The sequence below is a fragment of the Streptomyces sp. PU-14G genome (assembly GCF_041028275.1).
Lineage (GTDB): Bacteria > Actinomycetota > Actinomycetes > Streptomycetales > Streptomycetaceae > Streptomyces.
In genome coordinates this window covers 24,651-45,062 of record NZ_JASKYT010000014.1, presented here as the reverse complement: position 1 = coordinate 45,062, position 20,412 = coordinate 24,651, and the positions used below count along the sequence as shown (strand labels likewise).

At 72.1% G+C, this 20,412-nt stretch carries 14 protein-coding genes, 1 tRNA gene and 1 pseudogene; 13 read left to right on the top strand and 3 right to left on the bottom strand.

Annotation, left to right across the window (positions count from 1 at the left end; translation table 11 throughout):
* The 11 genes and pseudogenes from AB8Z75_RS03450 to AB8Z75_RS03400 all read left to right on the top strand — a co-directional run.
* A pseudogene (locus tag AB8Z75_RS03450) lies at positions 1-307 on the top strand (hypothetical protein); the annotation flags it as partial.
* Between the two features lie 9 nt (positions 308-316).
* Positions 317-1,297 (top strand): nucleoside triphosphate pyrophosphohydrolase, encoded by a 981-nt coding sequence (locus AB8Z75_RS03445; protein ID WP_369199845.1) that lies wholly within the window; start codon positions 317-319, stop codon positions 1,295-1,297.
* 47 nt (positions 1,298-1,344) lie between these two features.
* The gene (locus AB8Z75_RS03440; RefSeq protein WP_369199844.1) at positions 1,345-2,034 is read left to right on the top strand and encodes a lysoplasmalogenase family protein; all 690 of its coding nucleotides are present in this window, start codon (positions 1,345-1,347) and stop codon (positions 2,032-2,034) included.
* A 197-nt stretch (positions 2,035-2,231) separates the two neighbouring features.
* Entirely contained in the window at positions 2,232-3,476 is a 1,245-nt protein-coding gene (locus tag AB8Z75_RS03435) for a cytochrome P450 (RefSeq protein ID WP_369199848.1), read from the top strand.
* 159 nt (positions 3,477-3,635) lie between these two features.
* Positions 3,636-4,724 carry a transglycosylase family protein gene (locus AB8Z75_RS03430; RefSeq protein ID WP_369199843.1) on the top strand — a complete coding sequence of 363 codons (1,089 nt, stop codon included), beginning with the start codon at positions 3,636-3,638 and terminating at the stop codon, positions 4,722-4,724.
* Positions 4,725-4,903: 179 nt separating this feature from the next.
* On the top strand, positions 4,904-6,184 hold the full coding sequence (eno, locus tag AB8Z75_RS03425) for a phosphopyruvate hydratase (protein ID WP_242751564.1): 1,281 nt from the start codon (positions 4,904-4,906) through the stop codon (positions 6,182-6,184).
* A 167-nt stretch (positions 6,185-6,351) separates the two neighbouring features.
* Positions 6,352-6,831, top strand: a complete 480-nt coding sequence (locus AB8Z75_RS03420) for a septum formation initiator family protein (RefSeq protein WP_369199842.1) — start codon at positions 6,352-6,354, stop codon at positions 6,829-6,831.
* A gap of 65 nt (positions 6,832-6,896) precedes the next feature.
* Entirely contained in the window at positions 6,897-7,442 is a 546-nt protein-coding gene (locus AB8Z75_RS03415) for a DUF501 domain-containing protein (RefSeq protein WP_369199841.1), read from the top strand.
* Positions 7,443-7,444: 2 nt separating this feature from the next.
* Positions 7,445-8,404 (top strand): exopolyphosphatase, encoded by a 960-nt coding sequence (locus AB8Z75_RS03410; protein WP_369199847.1) that lies wholly within the window; start codon positions 7,445-7,447, stop codon positions 8,402-8,404.
* A 541-nt stretch (positions 8,405-8,945) separates the two neighbouring features.
* Positions 8,946-10,388: an NAD(P)/FAD-dependent oxidoreductase gene (locus AB8Z75_RS03405; protein ID WP_369199840.1), complete on the top strand. Its 1,443-nt coding sequence runs from the start codon at positions 8,946-8,948 to the stop codon at positions 10,386-10,388.
* 368 nt (positions 10,389-10,756) lie between these two features.
* The gene (locus AB8Z75_RS03400) at positions 10,757-12,127 is read left to right on the top strand and encodes a class I SAM-dependent methyltransferase (RefSeq protein WP_369199839.1); all 1,371 of its coding nucleotides are present in this window, start codon (positions 10,757-10,759) and stop codon (positions 12,125-12,127) included.
* Between the two features lie 89 nt (positions 12,128-12,216).
* On the opposite strand, the gene AB8Z75_RS03395 is transcribed toward AB8Z75_RS03400, so the two are convergent.
* Positions 12,217-14,754, bottom strand: coding sequence for an ABC transporter permease (locus AB8Z75_RS03395; protein ID WP_369199838.1), 2,538 nt, complete (start codon positions 14,752-14,754; stop codon positions 12,217-12,219).
* Between the two features lie 74 nt (positions 14,755-14,828).
* Positions 14,829-15,542 (bottom strand): ABC transporter ATP-binding protein, encoded by a 714-nt coding sequence (locus AB8Z75_RS03390; protein ID WP_242757546.1) that lies wholly within the window; start codon positions 15,540-15,542, stop codon positions 14,829-14,831.
* A gap of 637 nt (positions 15,543-16,179) precedes the next feature.
* Here AB8Z75_RS03390 and AB8Z75_RS03385 point away from each other — a divergent pair.
* A tRNA-Leu gene (locus tag AB8Z75_RS03385) sits at positions 16,180-16,265 on the top strand.
* 687 nt (positions 16,266-16,952) lie between these two features.
* A complete protein-coding gene (locus AB8Z75_RS03380; RefSeq protein ID WP_369199837.1) occupies positions 16,953-19,718 on the top strand; it encodes a lanthionine synthetase LanC family protein in 2,766 nt (921 codons plus the stop codon).
* A 222-nt stretch (positions 19,719-19,940) separates the two neighbouring features.
* Here AB8Z75_RS03380 and AB8Z75_RS03375 read toward each other — a convergent pair whose 3' ends face one another.
* Entirely contained in the window at positions 19,941-20,300 is a 360-nt protein-coding gene (locus tag AB8Z75_RS03375) for a hypothetical protein (RefSeq protein WP_369199836.1), read from the bottom strand.
* Between the last annotated feature and the right edge of the window lie 112 nt (positions 20,301-20,412).

Sequence of the window (20,412 nt, the reverse complement as noted above, 5' to 3'; positions counted from 1 at the left end):
GATCGCCGCCGCGAAGGGCATCGACCTGATGTCCCCGGAAGGGCCGCRGCGGATCAACGCTCAGCTGTCGCGCGTCGCGGACGACATGAAGATCAATGTGAATCCGCGCTACGGGGAGTGGAACACGCGCACCTCCTCGCTCGGCGGGGACTCGTTGCCGCACGCCGGCGGGCGCCGGCCGCTGAGGCCGGCCGCCCGTCGCCCGTCCCTCCGCTGTTCGCCCGTCCCTCCCTGTTCGCTCGTCGCCTGGTCGGCTCCTGGGCGCCCGGCCTCCCGGCCCACCGGCGCCCGGGGCCGGTCGGGTTAGGTTCGTAGGGTGAACGAGATCCCCGAGACCGGCCGCGTCGTCCTGCTCACCACCACGCACCGGGTGGCGCCCGGGCTGCTGTCCTGGCCCGCCTGGGAGGCGCTGCGCGGCGCCGACCGTGTGCTGTGCGCCGACCCCGCGCATCCGCAGCTGCCGTACGTGCGGGACGCGGGCGTGAAGGTGGAGGCCGGGGTGGGGCTGGACGCGCGGACGCTGGTGGACGAGTGCGCGCACGGCGGCGGTCGCTCGCTCGTCGTGCTGGCGAGCGCCGAGGGCGAACCGGCGCTCACCGACGGCCTCGCGCGCCTGGCGGGCTCCGGCCGCCAGGCCATGCCCGACCTCGAACTGCTGCCAGGATCCTACGACCTGCCCGGCGCCCGGCTGCTGGACGCCGTCCAGGTCATGGACCGCATCCGCCGCGAGTGTCCCTGGAGCGCGCTGCGCACCCACGAGGATCTGCTCAAGTACGGCGTCGAGGAGATCTACGAACTCATCGACGCCATCGAGCGCGGCGACCGCGGCGAACTGCGCGAGGAACTCGGCGACGTGCTGCTCCAGGTCGTCTTCCACGCCCGCATCGCCCAGGACCACCCGGACGAGGCCTTCGGCATCGACGACGTGGCGGGGACGCTGGTCACGAAACTGGTCCACCGGCACCCGCACGTCTTCGGCGACGACGCAGCCGAGACCGCGGAGGAGGTCGAGGCGCACTGGCAGCGCCGCAAGGCGCAGGAGAAGAACGAGCGGGTCTCGGTGACCGAGGGCGTGCCACTGGGCCAGCCGGCGCTCTCCCTGGCCGCGAAGCTGGCGGGCCGGGCCCGTGCGGCCGGGCTCGACGTCCCCGTCGAGGGGACGCGTGGGGAAGTGGGCTACGGGCTTCTCGCCCTGGCCGTGGAGGCCGAGCAGCAGGGCATCGATCCGGAGGCCGCCCTGCGCGCCGCGGCCCGCACCTACCGCGACACGATCCGCGCCGCGGAGCGGCGCGGCTGACAGCGCGACGGGTTGACGGTGCCGTACCGGGCGGTAACACTCCCGTGATGGAGATCACCGAGGCCGGTACGGCACGGCGGTTCGGTCAGGGGCGCCGCTCGGGTGGGCCGCTCGCGGCGTTCGTCGCCCTGTCCGCCGTCGATCTGTACGCCACCGTCAAGGCCCCCAGGGGCCCGGCGCGCGCGGGAAAGCCCCTCCTCATGCCCGCCCTCGCCGCGCACGCCCTCTACGGCAGCCCGCAGGCAAGGCGCCCCGACGGGGCTCTCCTCGCCGGGCTGGCCTGCGCCACCGCGGGCGACACCGCGCTGCTGTGGGACCGGCACGACCGTGCGCTGCTCACCGGGATGGCCGCCTTCCTGGGCACCCAGGTCAGCTACACGGCGGGTATGGCAGGCCGGCTCGGCGGCGCACGCGGTCTGCAGGCCAGACCCCGGCGGGCGGTGGCCGCGTTCGCCGGGTGGGCGGCCGTCAACGCGGCGCTCGCGCCCGCCCTGGAGCGCCGACTGCGCCTGCCGGTGGCCGGCTACAGCCTCGCGCTCACCGCGATGGGGGCCGCGGCACTCGGGGTGGGCGGCAAGGTGGCCGCGGGGGCGGTGGCATTCGTCGCCTCCGACGCGCTGATCGGGCTCCAGCAGGCGGGGCACGCCTTCCCCTCCCAGGAGACGCTGATCATGGCGGGCTATCTGCTGGGCCAGTACCTGCTCACCACGGGCTGGCTGGAGCGGCAGCCCACGTAGCGCTCGCGGCGGCGGACACCGCGGCGCCTCACCTTCGCGTGTGCGGCGCCTCGTCTCCCTGTGGGCACCGCACCTCGTCTCCCTGTGGGCACCGGCCGCCGGTGCGGCGGTCGGCGGGTGCGTCTACGGTCGTGTGGGTGCACGATCAGAACCCCTCCTGCCCCGCCTCGCCCTCGGCCGCCGCGTCCGCGCCGCCCATGCCGCCGCTCTTCGACTGGCGGTTCGCCGCGGACCCCTACCCCGCGTACGCGTGGCTGCGCGAGCACGCGCCCGTACGGAAGACGCGGGTGCCCAGTGGGGTGGAGGCCTGGCTGGTCACCCGGTACGCGGACGCCCGGCAGGCGCTCGCCGACCCGAGGCTGAGCAAGAGCCCGCACCACCACGGCGAACAGGGCGCGCACGGCAAGGGCAAGGTCGGCATCCCCGGAGAGCGCAGCGCCAACCTGATGACGCACCTGCTCAACATCGACCCGCCCGACCACACCCGGCTGCGCCGCCTGGTCTCCAAGGCCTTCACGCCGCGCCGCGTCGCCGCCTTCGCGCCGCGCGTACGGGAGCTGGCCGACACGCTCATCGACGGTTTCGCGGCGCGCGGTGAGGCCGACCTCATCCACGAGTACGCGTTTCCGCTGCCGATCTACGCCATTTGCGAGATGCTCGGCGTCCCGCAGCAGGACCAGGAGGACTTCCGGTCCTGGGCCGGAATGATGCTCCATCAGCCCGGCAGCCCGCGCGGCGGTGTGGGCCGCGCGGTGAAGAAGATGCGCGGTTACCTTGCCGAGCTCATCCACCGCAAGAGGGCGGAGCTTGACCACAGGGGCGAGGGCTCCGACGATCTGATCTCCGGTCTCATCCGCGCCTCGGACCACGGCGAACAGCTGACGGAGAGCGAGGCCGCCGCGATGGCGTTCATCCTGCTGTTCGCCGGCTTCGAGACGACCGTCAACCTGATCGGCAACGGCACGTACGCGCTGCTGCGCGACCCCGGCCAGCGGGCCGTCCTCCAGCGGGCGGTCGCGGAGGACGACGAGGGGCTGCTGGCCACCGCCGTCGAGGAGTTGCTGCGGTACGACGGGCCGGTGGAACTGGCGACCTGGCGCTTCGCCACCCGCGAGCTGACGCTGGGCGGGCAGCGGGTGCGGGAGGGGGAGCCGGTGCTGGTCGTGCTCGCCGCCGCCGACCGCGACCCGGACAAGTTCGACGCACCCGACACCCTGGATCTGGCGCGGAGCGACAATCAGCACCTCGGATACGGGCACGGCATCCACTACTGCCTGGGTGCGCCGCTCGCCCGCCTGGAGGGCCGCACCGCGCTGGCCACGCTGCTGCACAGGCTGCCCGACCTGCGACTTGCCGCAGAGCCCGAGGAGTTGAGGTGGCGCGGCGGGCTGATCATGCGCGGCCTGCGGACGCTGCCCGTGGAGTTCACCGCCCGCGCGTGACGGATATGTGAGGGGCCGTCACCCACGTGACCGCGGCGTGATGTCCGCGACATTCGCTTGTGACGCCCGGCGTTCGCGGTTACGTTCGGTCGCCGACTTCGGTTGCCCTTTTCGGTGTCCTCCGTCGTCGTCCCGCTTGTCCCTTACGAGAGGTCCTCCATGCGCTCCGGGAACGGTCGGCACCGCCGCCCCCGCCAGGCACCCGCCCTGTTCGTCGCGGCCGGGGTCACCGGCGCGGGCATCGCGCTGCCGCTGCTGGGCGCGACCGGCGCGCACGCTGCCGACGCCTCGCCCTGGGACCGGGTCGCGGACTGCGAGAGCGGCGGCGTGTGGAGCGCGAACAACGGACACGGGTACTACGGCGGGCTCCAGTTGGACCTCGACACCTGGAAGTACTACGGCGGCACGGTGTACGCCGACCGGCCCGACCTGGCCAGCCGCAGCCAGCAGATCGCCATCGGGGAGAAGATCCTGGAGGCGGAGGGCCCGCGCTCCTTCCCGCACTGCGGTTCCGTCCTGGCGAGTGAGGTCAGTCCGGACGTCGACCTGGGCACCGCGCCCGACGACGCGGGATCGGACGCCGACCGGGGCAGCGGCCCTTCCGGTGACGAGTCGCCCGAGGCAGGGACGCCGAACGGCAAGGCGTCCGACGAGGCGTCCTCCGGCGAGGCGTCCTCCGACGAGAAGTCCTCCGACGAGAAGGGCTCCGGGGAGAAGGCGTCGGGCGGGGAGACCGCCGAGGAGGACGGTGGTTCCGGCGGCAAGGGCGGCGAGGGTGGCTCCGACGAGTCCGCCTCCGACCGGCCGTCCGCCACTCCGTCGCCGTCCAGCCCCTCGGACTCGCAGGACGCGGGCTCCGGTACGGCGGACGACGAGCGCGACTCCGGCGACGTCAACGACGCTGACCCGTCCGAGGGGGGCTTCGGCTGGTCGAACCAGGGGCCGTCCAGCCCGGAGCGGCTCAAGGACGCGTCCGAGGGGGAGGGCCGCGTCCTCTCCCCGGGGACGGGCAAGCACCGGGGCAAGCCCGACGACGGGAGCGACCGCGCCTCGCGGGGCGGCGAGAGGGAGGACAAGGGCGAGGGCGGCGGCAAGCACCGCGTCACCGTCCGGCCCGGCGACTCCCTCTCCCAGATCGCCGCGGACCGGGACGTTCCGGGCGGCTGGACGGAGTTGTACGCGCACAATCGCGACGTGATCGGTGACGACCCCGACCTCATCCGGCCGGGCCAGCACCTGCGCGTGTGAGCCGCCCCGCCGACAGGTGAGCCGCCACGTGTGAGCCGTCCCGTCCACAGGTGAGCCGCGCGGAGGCCCCCGCGAGCCCGCGCGTGGCCCTCATCGTGCGGCGGGGCGGGGGCGGGGCGCGCTGGACGGTTAGGCTCGGGGCGGAGAAAGCCGTCCGTCCCACACGAAGGAGAAACCTCGTGCCGTCCATCGACGTCGTCGTAGCCCGCGAGATCCTCGACTCGCGAGGCAACCCCACCGTCGAGGTCGAGGTCGGCCTCGACGACGGCAGCACCGGCCGTGCTGCCGTGCCGTCCGGCGCCTCGACCGGCGCCTTCGAGGCGCTCGAACTGCGCGACGGTGACGCCGCGCGCTACAGCGGCAAGGGCGTCGAGAAGGCCGTCCTCGCCGTCATCGAGCAGGTCGGCCCCGAGCTGGTCGGCTACGACGCCACCGAGCAGCGCCTGATCGACCAGGCGATGTTCGACCTGGACGCGACCGCCGACAAGTCCTCGCTGGGCGCCAACGCCATCCTCGGCGTCTCGCTGGCCGTCGCGCACGCCGCCTCCGAGGCGTCGGACCTGCCGCTCTTCCGCTACCTGGGCGGCCCCAACGCGCACCAGCTGCCGGTGCCGATGATGAACATCCTCAACGGCGGCTCGCACGCCGACTCGAACGTGGACATCCAGGAGTTCATGATCGCGCCGATCGGCGCCGAGTCGTTCTCCGAGGCGCTGCGCTGGGGCGCGGAGGTCTACCACGCGCTCAAGAGCGTCCTCAAGGAACGCGGCCTGGCCACGGGCCTGGGCGACGAGGGCGGTTTCGCGCCCAACCTCGGCTCCAACCGCGAGGCGCTCGACCTGATCATCGAGGCCATCCAGAAGGCCGGTTACAACGCGGGCCAGGACATCGCACTGGCGCTGGACGTGGCCGCCTCCGAGTTCTACGAGGACGGCGTCTACGCGTTCGAGGGACAGAAGCGCTCGGCCGCCGAGATGACCGAGTACTACGAGCAGCTTGTCGCGGACTACCCGCTGGTCTCCATCGAGGACCCGCTGTTCGAGGACGACTGGGCGGGCTGGAAGACCATCACCGACAAGCTCGGCGAGAAGGTGCAGCTGGTGGGCGACGACCTGTTCGTCACCAACCCCGAGCGCCTGGCCCGCGGGATCGAGGAGGGCTGCGCCAACGCCCTGCTGGTGAAGGTCAACCAGATCGGTTCGCTCACCGAGACGCTGGACGCCGTCGAGCTGGCCCAGCGCAACGGCTTCAAGTGCATGATGTCGCACCGCTCCGGTGAGACGGAGGACGTGACGATCGCCGACCTGGCCGTCGCGGTCAACTGCGGCCAGATCAAGTCGGGCGCCCCCGCCCGCTCCGAGCGCGTCGCCAAGTACAACCAGCTGCTGCGCATCGAGGAGATCCTGGACGACGCGGCCGTCTACGCCGGCCGCTCGGCGTTCCCGCGCTACAAGCGCTGACGCGAGCGCGGCGAGCGCGGCGAGTGCCGTGAGCGCCGTGAGCGCCGTGAGCGCCGCGAGCGCTGCGAAGGTCCGCCCCCTCCCGTCCGGCTCCCCGCTCCCCGCGGGGCCGGGCGGGGCCGGGCGGCAGGGGAGGCGAGGCAGGGAGAGGCGAGGCAGGGAGAGGTATGGGAGCGGACCGGGACCGTTTCTCCACCGCGACGCGCCTGCGTGCCCTCGGCGCACAGGCCGCGGAGCGGGTCTACCGGGCGCAGGGCCCGGCGAAACCGCGTACTCCGCGCAAGGGGCGGCTGACCGGCAGAGCCGCGCTGCTCGCCCTCGTCCTGTGCTCCCTCGTCGTCGCGCTCGCGTACCCCACCCGGCAGTACGTCAGCCAGCGTTCCGAGATCGCCGAGCAGCGCGCGCAGGCCGACCGGGCGCGGGACGCGGTCGAGGACCTGCTCAAGGAGCGGGCCCGCTGGAGGGACCCCGCCTACGAGGAGCGGCAGGCACGCGAGCACCTGCACTTCGTGCGGCCCGACGAGACCGGCTACACCATGCGGGACGGCACAGCGGACGTGCGCCGTCCCCGCGACCGCGGGCCCGCCGACCGGCCGTGGTACGAGAAACTGTGGGACGGACTGGACAGCGCGGACGACGCCGGCTGACGCCGCGCGCCGCCCCGCCCGGTCCCACCGGACCACCCGATACGAAGCGACGAGCGCCTTAACCCATGGACACCCCACCGCCCCAGACCCGGCCGACACCGCCCACGGACGCGGACGTGGCCGCCTTCCGCGAGCAGTTGGGCCGCCCGCCGCGCGGACTGCGCGCCATCGCCCACCGCTGCCCCTGCGGGCTGCCGGACGTCGTGGAGACCGCGCCCCGGCTGGAGGACGGGACGCCGTTCCCCACCACGTACTACCTCACGTGCCCGCGTGCGGCCTCCGCCATCGGCACGCTGGAGGCGGACGGCGTGATGAGGGAGATGACCCAACGGCTCGGTGAGGACGCCGAACTGGCCGACGCCTACCGCGCCGCCCACGAGGACTACCTGGCACGCAGGGACGCCATCGAGGAGCTGGTCGGCTTCCCCAGCGCGGGTGGCATGCCCGACCGGGTCAAGTGCCTGCACGTGCTGGTGGCGCACTCCCTCGTCGCGGGGCCGGGCGTCAACCCGCTGGGGGACGAGGCGCTGGCGATGCTGCCCGAGTGGTGGCGCAAGGGCCCGTGCGTGGCGGTGCCCGGGACGGACGGCGAAGAGGGCGGGGAAGCATGACCGTGCAGCGCGTGGCCGCGATCGACTGCGGCACCAACTCGATCCGCCTGCTGGTGGCCGACCTCGATCCCGAGACGGGTGCGCTGACCGACCTGGACCGGCGGATGGAGATCGTCCGGCTGGGGCAGGGCGTGGACCGTACGGGGCGGCTGGCGCCGGAGGCGCTGGAGCGGACGTTCGCGGCGTGCCGCCGCTACGCGGAGGCCATCGCGGGCTTCGGCGTACCGCCACAGCGCACGCGTTTCGTGGCCACGTCGGCGTCGCGGGACGCGGAGAACCGGGCGGAGTTCGTACGCGGCGTCGTGGACATCCTCGGCGTCGAACCCGAGGTGATCACCGGCGACCAGGAGGCCGAGTTCTCCTTCACGGGCGCCACCGGGGAGCTGGACCGCGGCACCTTCGCGCCGCCCTACCTGGTGGTCGACATCGGCGGCGGCTCCACGGAGTTCGTGCTCGGCGACGAGACGGCCGAGGCTGCCCGCAGCGTGGACGTGGGCTGCGTCCGGCTGACCGAACGTCACCTCACGTACGGCGACGGCACGCTGAGCGAGACGCCCACCGAGGAGCAGGTCGCGGCGATCCGTGCCGATGTGACGGCCGCCCTGGACGAGGTGGCCCGTACGGTGCCGCTGGAGCGCGCCCGCACGCTGGTCGGGCTGGCCGGCACGGTCACCACGCTCGGCGGCATCGCGCTCGGCCTGGACGCCTACGACTCGTCCCGTATCCACCACAGCCGGCTGTCCCGCGACCAGGTCCGCGAGCTCACCTCCCGCCTGCTGGCCGCCACCCACGACGAACGCGCCGCCATCCCGGTGATGCACCCGGGCCGTGTGGACGTCATCAACGCCGGCGCCCTCGTATTGCTCGCCCTCATGGAGCGGACCGGCGCCGAGGAGGTCGTGGTGAGCGAGCACGACATCCTGGACGGGATCGCGTTCCATGCGGCACCCGACGCGCGGTAGGAGGCCCTACAGGTTACGGCAGGCGTCCCGCCGGCCGCGGTGTTCTCGGTCATGGGCTGGGTGTACGCGCTTCCGTGTACGCACCGCCAGGCGTGCGAGGCCGGGTGGAGGGGCGCGGACGGGAGCGCGTGCGGGTCTCACTTGAGCGCGCGCTCCCTCTCCTGATAGGCGTGGAGGGCCCTCGGCGGGGGTCTCCCGGGGTCCCGTGCGAGAACTTTCGTGAATTGTTTCACATGGAAAAGTGCCGGGTGAGGCCCGGTTTTTGCCGTGGAATGAAGGGTTCCGGGGGTGGCGAGGCCATGAAACGACGGTGAGTCTCCGCGGGTGTTCCCTCGCGAGGGGAGCGGCGGGGCGGGTGGTCCACGCGGGCTGTCGCCGATCTTCGCAGCTCAAAAGGTGCACCAACGGTCCGGAGTGTCCGGTGGTTCCCTCAACCGCCTGTGGGGTCGATCACGGGGCGGCGCAGTGTAGCAGAGGGTCGGCCGATGCTTGTGAAGGCCCTCACGAAGTGACCCCCGGGCATGGGTGGATACTCGATTTCATGAGCACCACGGAGCGTCCCCGAATCCTCGTAGTGGGTGGCGGGTACGTCGGTCTGTACACCGCGCGCCGCATCCTCAAGAAGATGCGGTACGGCGAGGCGACCGTCACGGTCGTCGACCCGCGCTCGTACATGACGTACCAGCCCTTCCTCCCAGAAGCTGCTGCCGGCAGCATCTCCCCCCGCCACGTCGTGGTCCCCCTGCGACGCGTGCTCCCCAAGGCGGAGGTCCTCACCGGCCGCGTCACCTCGGTCGACCAGGACCGCAAGGTCGCCTCGGTCACCCCCTTGGCCGGTGACGCGTACGAACTGCCCTTCGACTACCTGGTCATCGCGATGGGTGCCGTCTCGCGCACCTTCCCGGTGCCGGGCCTGGCCGAGAACGGCATCGGCATGAAGGGCGTCGAGGAGGCCATCGGCCTGCGCAACCACGTCCTCGAGCAGTTCGACAAGGCGGACTCCACGCAGGACGAGGAGGCCCGCCGCAAGGCCCTCACCTTCGTCTTCATCGGCGGTGGCTTCGCCGGTGCCGAAACCATCGGCGAGGTCGAGGACCTGGCGCGCGACGCTGCCAAGTACTACCCCTCCATCAGCCGTGAGGACATGCGCTTCGTCCTCGTCGACGCGGCCCCCGGGATCCTCCCCGAGGTCGGCCCGAAGCTCGGCGAGTGGGGCCTGGAGCACCTCAAGAAGCGGGGCGTCGAGGTCTACCTCAGCACCTCCATGGAGTCCTGCGTCGACGGCCACGTGGTGCTCAAGAACGGCCTGGAGGTCGACTCCAACACCATCGTGTGGACCGCCGGCGTCAAGCCCAACCCGGTCCTCTCCCGCTTCGGCCTGCCGCTCGGCCCCAAGGGCCACGTCGACGTCGACGCCAGCATGCAGGTCAAGGGCCTGGACTACGCCTGGGCCGCGGGTGACAACGCGCAGGTGCCCGACCTGGCCTCCGACAAGGAGAACGCGTTCTGCCCGCCCAACGCGCAGCACGCGCTGCGGCAGGCCAAGGCGCTGGGTGACAACGTCATCTCCGGTATGCGGGGCTTCCCGCAGGGCAAGTACAAGCACGCCAACAAGGGCGCCGTGGCCGGTCTCGGCCTGCACAAGGGCGTCGCGATGATCGTCTTCGGCAAGACGAAGATCAAGCTGCGGGGCCGGCTGGCCTGGTACTTCCACCGCGCCTACCACGGCATGGCGGTCCCCACCTGGAACCGCAAGATCCGGGTCTTCGCCGACTGGACGCTCGGCATGTTCCTCAAGCGCGAGGTCGTCTCGCTGGGCGCCATGGAGCACCCGCGCGGCGAGTTCTACGAGGCGGCGGCGCCGGTGACGGCCGCGGCCCTCGCCAAGTCCGAGGCGTCGGCCGACAAGACGAAGGCGACCGCCGACAGCCGGGCCGACAGCCCGGTCGACGGCAAGGGGGAGAAGGCGGCGGCCTCCTCCTGACCTTTCGGCGGCGGTCCGCTGCCGTCGCACCACGCCTGAGAGGGGCGTGAGCCATCCGTGGGGCTCACGCCCCTCCGTCGTACCCGCGCCCTTCGCCCCCCCGGCGCCCCTTCACCTCCGCGCGCCCTTCACCTCCGCGCGCCCCTTCGCCTCCGCGCGCCCCTTCGCCTTCGCGCGCCCCTCGCCGCCACGCGCCTGTCGTCTGCGCGCGCCTGTCGTCGGCGGCCAGGTGACCCACCGGCCTACCCGGACGGCTGTAGAACCCTTACGGCAACGGCCGGATTTGCGCGCACGGTGGGCATACATCACCCCGCGACAGTGTTACGTGTAGGGGGAATCCACCCCTGCCTGTCACGGAGGTGTGCTCAATGGCCGGTGCCGCCAACCGGATCGTCGCGCTCGGAGAAAGGGTTCTGGGGGCTCCGCTCCCGGTCCGGGTACGCGCGTGGGACCACAGCGAAGCCGGCCCGCCCGGTGCCCCGACGCTGGTGATCCGCAACCGGAGGGGACTGCGCCGCGTCCTGTGGCGGCCGGGCGAGCTGGGCCTGGCACGGGCCTGGGTCGCGGGCGACCTCGACGTGGAGGGCGACCTGTACGAGGCCCTCGACGTGCTCGCCGGACTGATCTGGGAGAGCGACCCGGACGGCGGCGCCCCCGCGTTCGGCAGCGCCGCCGCGTCCGGGCCCGGCTGGCTGCGGGGTGCGCTCACCCTCGCCCGTGAACCCGAAGCCCGTGAGGCCGTCGCCGAACTGCTGAAGCTGGCGGGTCCGGGGCTGCCGCCCCCGCCGCCCCCCGAGGAGGCCCGGCGCCGTACGGGCCTGCGGCACACCCTCAGCCGCGACCGGAAGGCCATCAGCCACCACTACGACGTCGGCAACGACTTCTACGAGCTGGTGCTGGGCCCGAGCATGGTCTACTCCTGCGCCTACTGGCAGCCGGGCGGCACCCTGGAGGAGGCCCAGCGCGACAAGCTCGACCTGATCTGCCGCAAGCTCGCCCTGCGGGAGGGGCAGCGGCTGCTGGACGTCGGCGGCGGCTGGGGCTCCCTGGTGCTGCACGCGGCGCGCGAGTACGGCGTACGCGCCGTCGCCGTCACGCTCTCCCGCGAGCAGGCCGCCTACGGCCGCAAGCGGATCGCCGAGGAGGGGCTGACGGACCGGGTGGAGATCCGGGTGCAGGACTACCGGGAAGTGGACGACGGCCCCTACGACGCGATCTCGTCGGTCGGCATGGCCGAGCACGTGGGTGCGGCGCGCTACCGGGAGTACGCCGACGACCTGTACGCCCTGCTGGCCCCGGGAGGCCGGCTGCTCAACCACCAGATCGGGCGGCGGCCACTGGCCGACGAGGAGGCGTACTCCGTCGACGAGTTCATCGACGCCTACGTCTTCCCCGACGGGGAGCTCGCGCCCGTCGGCCGCACCGTCGGGCTGTTGGAGGACGCCGGGTTCGAGGTGCGGGACGTCGAGGCGCTGCGCGAGCACTACGCGCTGACGCTGCGGGCCTGGGTGCGCAATCTGGAGTCCGACTTCGCACGGGCGGCCCGCCTCACCACTCCGGGGCGGGCCCGCGTGTGGCGGCTGTACATGGCGGCTTCGGCGCTGGCTTTCGAGCGCAACCGGATCGGCGTCAACCAGGTGCTGGCCGTCAGGACACCGGAGTCCGGCCGGTCCGGGCTGCCGCTGCGGACCCGCACCTGGACGGCGGACGCCCAGAGCGCCGACGCCGAGCGCGACTGACGTGCGGACACCGCCTCGCCCCCGCCCCTGGGAAGGGGCGGGGGCGAGGCGGTGTCAGGCGGGGGAGACGGGACCGAAGGGGCCCCGGGTCAGTCCGTCTTGATGGCGGCCAGCATGTTGAGCTTGGCGGCCCTGCGCGCGGGCCACAGCGCGGCCAGGACACCGACGACGGCGGCGAGGGCGAGGAAGACGCCCAGCCGGCCCCACGGCAGCACCAGCGTGTAGGTGTCGAGCCCGGCCCCGGCGATCAGCTCGCCGGCGGCCCAGCCGAAGAAGATGCCGAGGCCGATGCCGAGCACCCCGCCGAAGAGGGAGATGACCAGCGATTCGAGGCGCACCATCCGCTTGATGCCGCGCCGGTCGAGTCCGATGGCGCGCAGCATCCCGATCTCCTGGCCGCGTTCGAACACCGACATGGCGAGGGTGTTGATCACGCCGAGGACGGCGACGATGACGGCCATCGCGAGCAGCCCGTACAGCATGTTCAACATGATGTTGATCATCTGTGCGATGCCCTCGGAGATGTCCTTCTTGTCCTCGACGAGGATCGCCGGGTTGTCGCCGAGCTGCTTGGTGAGGGTTTCCTTGACCTCGTCGCTCGCCCCGTCCTTCGTCTTGGCGAGGACCTGCATGTCGGCGACCTCGCTCATGTGCGGCGTGACGGCCTTGTTGTCGACGAGGATGCCCTTGATCATCTCGTTGCCCTCGTAGAGCCCGCCGACCGTCAGCGTGCCCTTTTTGCCGTCCTCGTAGGTGGCGGTGAAGTCGGAGCCGAGCTTCCAGCCCTTCTCCTTCGCGGTGGCGTTGTCGACCACGACCTTCTTGCCGCTGGAGAGCCCGGACCAGCCGCCCGCGGTGAAGTCGATGTTGGTCAGCTTGCCGATGGAGGAGCCGTCGACACCGGTGAGGTACTCGGAGTCGTCGCCGATGTCGGCGTACGCGTTGCGCAGCGGGGAGGTCGCGGTGACCTGGTCGGACTGGGCGAGCTTCTTCTCCACCTCGGGTGAGAGCTGGGTGAAGTTGGCCATCGAGATGGTGTAGTCGGCCTTCAACGAGTCCGACGCCATCTTGTTGACGGCCTGCTGCACGCCGCTGGCGATGACCGTCAGCCCGGTGATCAGAGTCAGGCCGACCATCAGCGCGGAGGCGGTGGCCGCCGTGCGGCGCGGATTGCGGACCGCGTTCTGGCGGGCCAGCTTGCCGCTCACGTTGAAGAGCCGCAGCACCGGTGCAGCCGCCGCGATGAGCGGGCGGGACAGCAGCGGGGTGAGGATGAAGACGCCGATCACCAGGAGCGTGGCACCCAGGCCCATCTGGGCCTTGCCGTCGTCCGCCTTCGTCGCCATCAGCACCAGCGCGGCACCGGCGGCGGAGAACAGCGCGCCGATGGTGTTGCGGAGGATGAGCGAGCGCGTGGTGGCGGGGGCGTGGAGTGCGCCCATGGCCGCGACCGGCGGGATCTTGGCGGCGCGCCGCGCGGGCAGCCAGGCCGCCAGGAGGGTGACCAGGACGCCGACGATCAGGGAGATGACGATGGTGTTCGGCTCGATGACCAGCGGCCCGTCGGGCATGGTGCCCATGGTGCCGACCAGTGCGCGCAGCCCGGCGGCGATGCCGACGCCGGCGGCCATGCCGGCCAGTCCGGCGACGGCGCCGACGACCAGCGCCTCGACCAGCACCGAACGGGTCACCTGGCGGCGGCTGGCACCGACCGCGCGCAGCAGCGCCAGCTCCTTGGTGCGCTGGGCGACGAGCATCGTGAAGGTGTTGGCGATGATGAAGATGCCCACGAACAGCGCGATCCCGGCGAACGCCAGCAGGCTCGTCTTCATGCCGGACATGCTGCTCTCGATGGCCTTGGACTCGTCGTCGGCGAGCTTCTTGCCGGTGACGGCCTCGGTGTCGGCGGGCAGGACCTTCTCGGCCTGCTCCTTGAGCGCGGTCTGCGAGACGCCCGGGTCGGCCTTGAGCGCGATCTCGGTGTACTCGCCGGGCTTGGCGAACAGCTTCTGGGCCGTGGCGTTGTCGTAGAGGACCAGCGTGCCGCCCGCGGTGACGTTCCCGTCGTCGGTGGTGAAGATGCCGGTGACCTTCTCCTCGCGCACCGGGCCGTTCACCGACGTGCGCACGGTGTCGCCGACCTGGTAGCCGGTGCGCTCGGCCGTCTTGGCGTCCAGCGCGATCTGGCCCTCGGCGCGCGGCGCCCGGCCTTCCTTCATCGGGTAGCGCGCGTCGGTGCCCTTCCCGTCGCGGCCCGCGTAGTAGTTGGCGCCCTGGGTGGAGAAGCCGTCGCCGACGAGCTTGCCGTCCTTGTCGGACAGCGCCGCGAAACCGGAGACGACACCGGTCGCCGAGGCGGCCCCTGGCAGACCCGCGGCCTTGTCGAGGGCGCGCTGGCTCAGGGGCGAGACGGTCTCGCGGCCCTGCGGGGCGTCGCTGCCGTCCTGGCGTATGGAGACGTCGACGTCCGCGTAGCCCTTCTGGGAGCTCTTCTGGAACGCGTCGGAGATCGTGGAGGTGAAGACCAGGGTGCCGGAGACGAAGGCGACGCCGAGCAGCACGGCGAGCATGGTCATCAGCAGCCGGGCCTTGTGCGCGAAGACGTTGCGCAAGGCTGTTCGGAGCATGAGGAAGTCCTCGGGGGTCCTTCTGGGATATGGCCGACGTCGGTCGGCCGGTCGGCTCGGGTGTGGGGGGAGGCTCAGCTCCTGCGCGCCTTGGCGTCGAAGGACTTCATCCGCTCCAGCACGCTGTCGGCCGTCGGTCCTGCCATGTCGTCGACGATGCGGCCGTCGGCGAGGAAGACCACGCGGTCCGCGTAGGCGGCGGCCACCGGGTCGTGCGTGACCATGACGACGGTCTGGCCCAGCTCCCGCACGGAGTTGCGGAGGAAGCCGAGCACCTCGGCGCCCGCCCGCGAGTCGAGGTTGCCGGTCGGCTCGTCACCGAAGATGATCTCCGGCTGGGAGGCGAGGGCGCGGGCGACCGCGACGCGCTGCTGCTGACCGCCGGAGAGCTGGTTGGGGCGGTGCTTGAGCCGGTCGGCGAGGCCGACGGTCTGGATGACGCGGTCCAGCCACGCCTTGTCGGGTTTGCGGCCCGCGATGTCCATCGGCAGCGTGATGTTCTCCAGCGCGCTGAGCGTGGGCAGCAGGTTGAACGCCTGGAAGATGAAGCCCACGCGGTCGCGGCGCAGCTGGGTCAGCTTCTTGTCCTTCAGACCGGTCAGTTCCGTCTCACCGATGCGGGCGCTGCCGCTGGAGATGGCGTCGAGACCCGCCATGCAGTGCATCAGCGTGGACTTGCCGGACCCCGAGGGGCCCATGATCGCGGTGAACTCGGCCCGCCGGAACTCCACCGTTATCCGGTCGAGGGCGACCACCTGGGTCTCGCCCTGGCCGTAGACCTTGGACAGTTCTGTGGCCTGCGCCGCGGCGACGCCGGTGCTGGTGTGGGCTGCGGGGGCTCCGGGGTGCGGGCCACCCGTGTAGTGGTGCGGACGGGTGCTGGTCGTCACTGCGGGGCTCCTGTCGGGACGTCGGTGGGAGGAAGCCGGTTGGGAACTTCCCGATGACCTCCATCGTTCCGCCCTTCCTCCCCTCCCGGATCAGCCCCGGCTCTTGTTTGCGGGGGAGTCTTCGGAGGTAGCCCGCACCGCTTCGGTCCTCCTTGGGTATGAGGGCGGACCCTGAGACGGCGACGAGGAGCGCACCGCCGGCGGACGGCTCGTGGGCCCCGCACGGCGGCCTCGTGGGGCCCACGGTGGTCGGCTGAGCTGGGCAGATACCGCTGGCATATGCCACCGGGAGGACTGCGGCGCGATGTCGCGTGATCGACCGGCGACTTTCCGTCATTTCTGGCGAGGCGGACGCGCGAAGAAGACCGCTGCGAAGTGGTCCATGTGGTACTGATGCCCCGTCAGTTGCCAATAAAATAAGACAACATCGGTCTGTCGATCCGCTGTTCGGGGGATGACCCTGGATAGGCTCGTCCCGCGTCCTGGGGTGGGCCGTGTGCGCCCGGCGGTGCACGGAGCGGTCCCGGAGACCGGTGCCCGGATGGTGGAATGCAGACACGACGAGCTTAAACCTCGTTGGCCCTCAGGGCCGTGCCGGTTCAAGTCCGGCTCCGGGCACCAAGACCCCCAACCCGTCCGTGCCCTGGAAGGCGGCCGAAGCCGAGCGGGTCCCCGAATCGCTGCGCCCACTCCGTCGGACCCTCAGGGGCGGACTCGCTCACCTCCGGGTCCCGCCTGCGGGCCCATCTCGCCCCCAGCGGCCGGTGGTTGGTGACACCGAGCCCGTACATCAACTCGAGGGACGGTGGCCCGCGCCGACGTCTTGTGGTGTCTCGAATCGGTGTTCTACGCTTTTTTGCGTCACGGGCACCAGATATCTCAGGTGAAGTGAAGCAGCAGAGTTTTCACACACATGTTGCTACGACACGGGAGTGCCATGGAATTCCTGTCAGAGCTCGCTCCCCGGGACGCTGGGACGTTGGCCCAAGAGCCAACGGTCTCGTTCCAGGTGAACGACCCAGCCGCCGGAGCCACCGACCGTTGCCCGATCACCGCCTGCGACTACACCTGCGCGGGGACCGGCAACACCGGCTGATCCAGCGCGTCGTCACTGGCGGTGCTGACCTTCACGCGTCGGTCAGCACCCCTCACAGCGGCCCGAGCATGCCACCGGCCCCGGACGCCACGGCGTTCGTGGGCGGGGCCGTCTCGGGCCGTTTCCCTGTTCGCGTGCGGTCGCGCGTGGACGGTCCCGTCACGACAGGCCCGGGGCAGCTCCCGGCGCGCGACGACCGAGGAGTCACAAGCGTGGCTGAGTGGAACGCGGAGGACGTGCTCCGCCGGCTGATGGAGGGCCGCCGGGCGTCGCACTCCCTGGTCACAGGGGCTACCTGGACGCGGGTGACACCCCGTCCCGCCCCCGAACTGCCCGACCACGGCTGGAAGCTCCACATATCCTCCAGGGTCGCCGGGCTGCCGCGACTGGCGGAGGTGCTCTTTCCGTACCTGCTCGCCGAGGCCTGCCGTTTCAAGACCGTCGCGACCGACCGTGTGCTGCGCCGCCTCAACGCCGCGGAAGTCGGCTCGGGTGCCGTGGGCAAGGCCGTCACCGTCTATCCGCGTCCGGAGCGCGTGCGCGCACTGGGTCTGGAGCTCGCGGAAGTGCTGCGGGGGCATCCCGGGCCCAGGGTGCCCAGTGATCGGCGGGTGGCTGAGCACGCCCCGGTCTACTACCGCTACGGCCCCTTCCGCACCCAGTGGCGCAGCGGCCCCTACGGCACACTGGTGGTGGCCTTCGAAGGGCCCGACGGCGAGGAGTTCGAGGCAGCGGCCACGCTCGGCTACCGCCAGCCCGCCTGGGTGCGCGACCCGTTCCGCGAAGATGAGCAGCGACCCGCCGTTGCCACGACTACCGACACGCTCACCGCGGCCCCCACCGCGCCCGCCGGTGGCGCCCCGCACCCGCCGGACACCGGTGAGCTGCTGGGCGGCCGTTACCGCGCGGTCGAGGGGGTGTACGAATCGGCTCGCGGCAACGTCTACCGTGCCGTGGACACGGGGGCGCCCGCCGAAGACGCGTCGAAGGCGGCCACCGTCATCGTCAAGACCGCCCGCGCCCATGTCAACGAGGACCGCGACGGCAACGACGTCAGGGTCAGGCTGCGCAACGAACGCCGCATCCTCACGGTGGCCGCCGGAACACCGCGCATACCCGTCTTCCTCGACCACTTCGCCCACTCCGACGACGAATACCTCGTCACGAGCGACGTCGGAGACCGCAACTTGATGGAACACGTGTGGCGCAACGGCGCACTGCTCCCGGCCGGCGCAGCGGCCACCCCGGGGGACGACGAGGACTTCGCCCGTCTCGCACGCGAACTCGCCACGACACTCGCGGCCCTGCACGCCAAGGGTGTGGTCATGCGGGACGTCACGCCCCGCAACATCGTCCTTGACGACGCGGGGCGGGCCAGCCTCATCGACTTCGGCATCTCCGCGCTCGACGGCGTCCACCTGCCAGGCGGCACGCCGGGGTACGCCCCGCGGGAGCAGCTCGACCACTCCCGGGAACCCTCGGTGGCCGACGACCATTTCGCGCTCGGTATGGTTCTCGCCTTCGCCGCCACCGGGCTGCCTCCCGTCACCGGAGACGCGTCGACCGATGTCGCCCGCACTCGGGCCATGCAGTGCCTCGACGCCGTCCACGCCGGGCGCAGGCCCGCGCTTCTCCAAGTGATCGGCGACCTCCTCGCGCACGAGAGCGAACGCTCCACCAGGGCACTTGCGGCACTCGCCTCAGGGGAGTGGCGGACGCGTACCGCATCCGCTCCCCGCATCCCGCCACCGCCGGCCGCCACCGCGGCGCAGGTGGGCGACCTGACGGACCGGGTGCTGGCCCTGCTGCTCGCGGAGGCAGGGGAGTACCACCTCGGTGGTGAGGCCGCAGACTTTCCCGCTGTCGACGCCGGCCTGTACACCGGCAGTGCGGGCGTCGGACTCGAACTGCTGCACCACCGCCACCGGCCGGGCGTGACGGACCTGCTGCGGCGACTGACGCGCCACGCCCACCACAGTCTGGCCACCGTCCCCACCGCCGACGGCCTCTTCTCCGGCCGCACGGGCACCGAGGTGTTCCTCGCCGCAGCGCACCGCGCCGGGGTGGAAGTGCCGCCCGGCCCGGTGCTGCCCGCCATCACCCGCAGGCCCGCGCCTGTCTCTGCGGACGTACCCGAGGTGCTTCGGGCCGTGGACGTCGATGTCGTGTCCGGGCAGGCGGGTGTCGGACTGGGCCGGCTCCTGCTGGCCGACCTCGGTGATCCACGGGCACTGGAGGCGGCTGCCGCCCTCGCCGAGCCGCTGACGGCCCGGGAGGACTTCTCCACGCCGCCCGCCGCGGTGGCCGGCGCACTGGGCAGGGAGACGACGTTCGGGTACGCGCACGGCTACCTCGGCATCACCGACTTCCTGTTGCTCCTCGCCGCCCGCACGGCAGACCGGGAGCTCCTGCGGACCGGCAGGCACCGGGCCCGTCAACTGGCCGGGCTCGTCCCGGACCTGGTGGCCGCGGCCAACGCCCCCTCGGCTTCCCAGATGGCGGTCTCCTGGTGCCGCGGACTCGGCGGACTCGTCCGGGTGCTGCGGCACGCCTGGCTGGTCCTCGACGAGCCGCCGCTCCGCGACGCCGCCGAGGCAGCCGCCGGGGGCTGCCTGTCCTGGCTCACCAGGCTCAGCACGCTCGGCCAGTGCTGCGGCACCGCGGGCCTGGGTTCGTCGCTGCTGGACCTGGCGGTGGACACCGGGGACGACCGCTACCTCGACGCCGCCCACGAAGCCGCCCGCCACCTGATGCGGCGCAGCCACGGCCCGGACGACGCGCCGGCCCTCGTAGCCAACACGCACACCGGGGACGCCCCCTACTCATGGGCTCAGGGCTACGCGGGCATCCTGACCTTCCTGCGGCGGCTGGGCGAGCCGGAAGGCCCTGACCTGCTGCCGGAGCCGGTCGCGCGGACCGCGGCGCCCCCGCACCAGATGTCGGAGGCGGAGGCACACCCGAGGAGGACTCCGGCATAGCACGGCCCGTACCGGGTACGGGGTGCGGAACTTTCCCGGTGTCCCCCCGCCCGAACGCGGCGGGACCGGCTCACGCGGCGAGGCCCGCCCGAGAGTCTCGCCCCGGCCCGCGTGCGTCACCGCCCGGTGCCCGTAGGCCGGCCCCGCCCCCACGGCCGCCGCGCGCGCCCGCACCGGCGGGGGCACACGGAACGCCGTGGCCCCGCAGGGCCGGGGCGGGCGTCAGCGGGTCTCCAGCCGGAGCCGCAGCTGCTTCTCCTGGTCTCCGGCGACCTCCAGCACCTCCACCACGCCGAACGCCTCCGTCAGGACGCCGTGCAGCCGCTCCACCGCGTGCGGGGAGCCCTGCAACTCGGCCGTCACGGGGGACTGGAGTGTCACCGCGTCCGGCCGGCCTCCGTCGCCGGAGACGTCGAACCGCGACAGCCACACGTTGGCCTTGCGGCCCTCCGGCTGCAGCTCGTTCCAGTCGGAGCGGAAGAGTCCGCCCAGCACCCGGAACACCGCTTCGGCGTCCTCACAGGCGCAGTCGCTGAGCTCCACGGAAACTTCCCACTCGCCTTCGGACATCTCCGCCGTCATGTCCCGGGCCTCCCTCTCTCGCCTACTCACTGGCTCGCCTTCTGTGCAGGCGCTTCCCTCGCGGGCCAAGGCTCGCGAATTCGCTCCAGGCCCCAATATCGGCCCGCAGGTA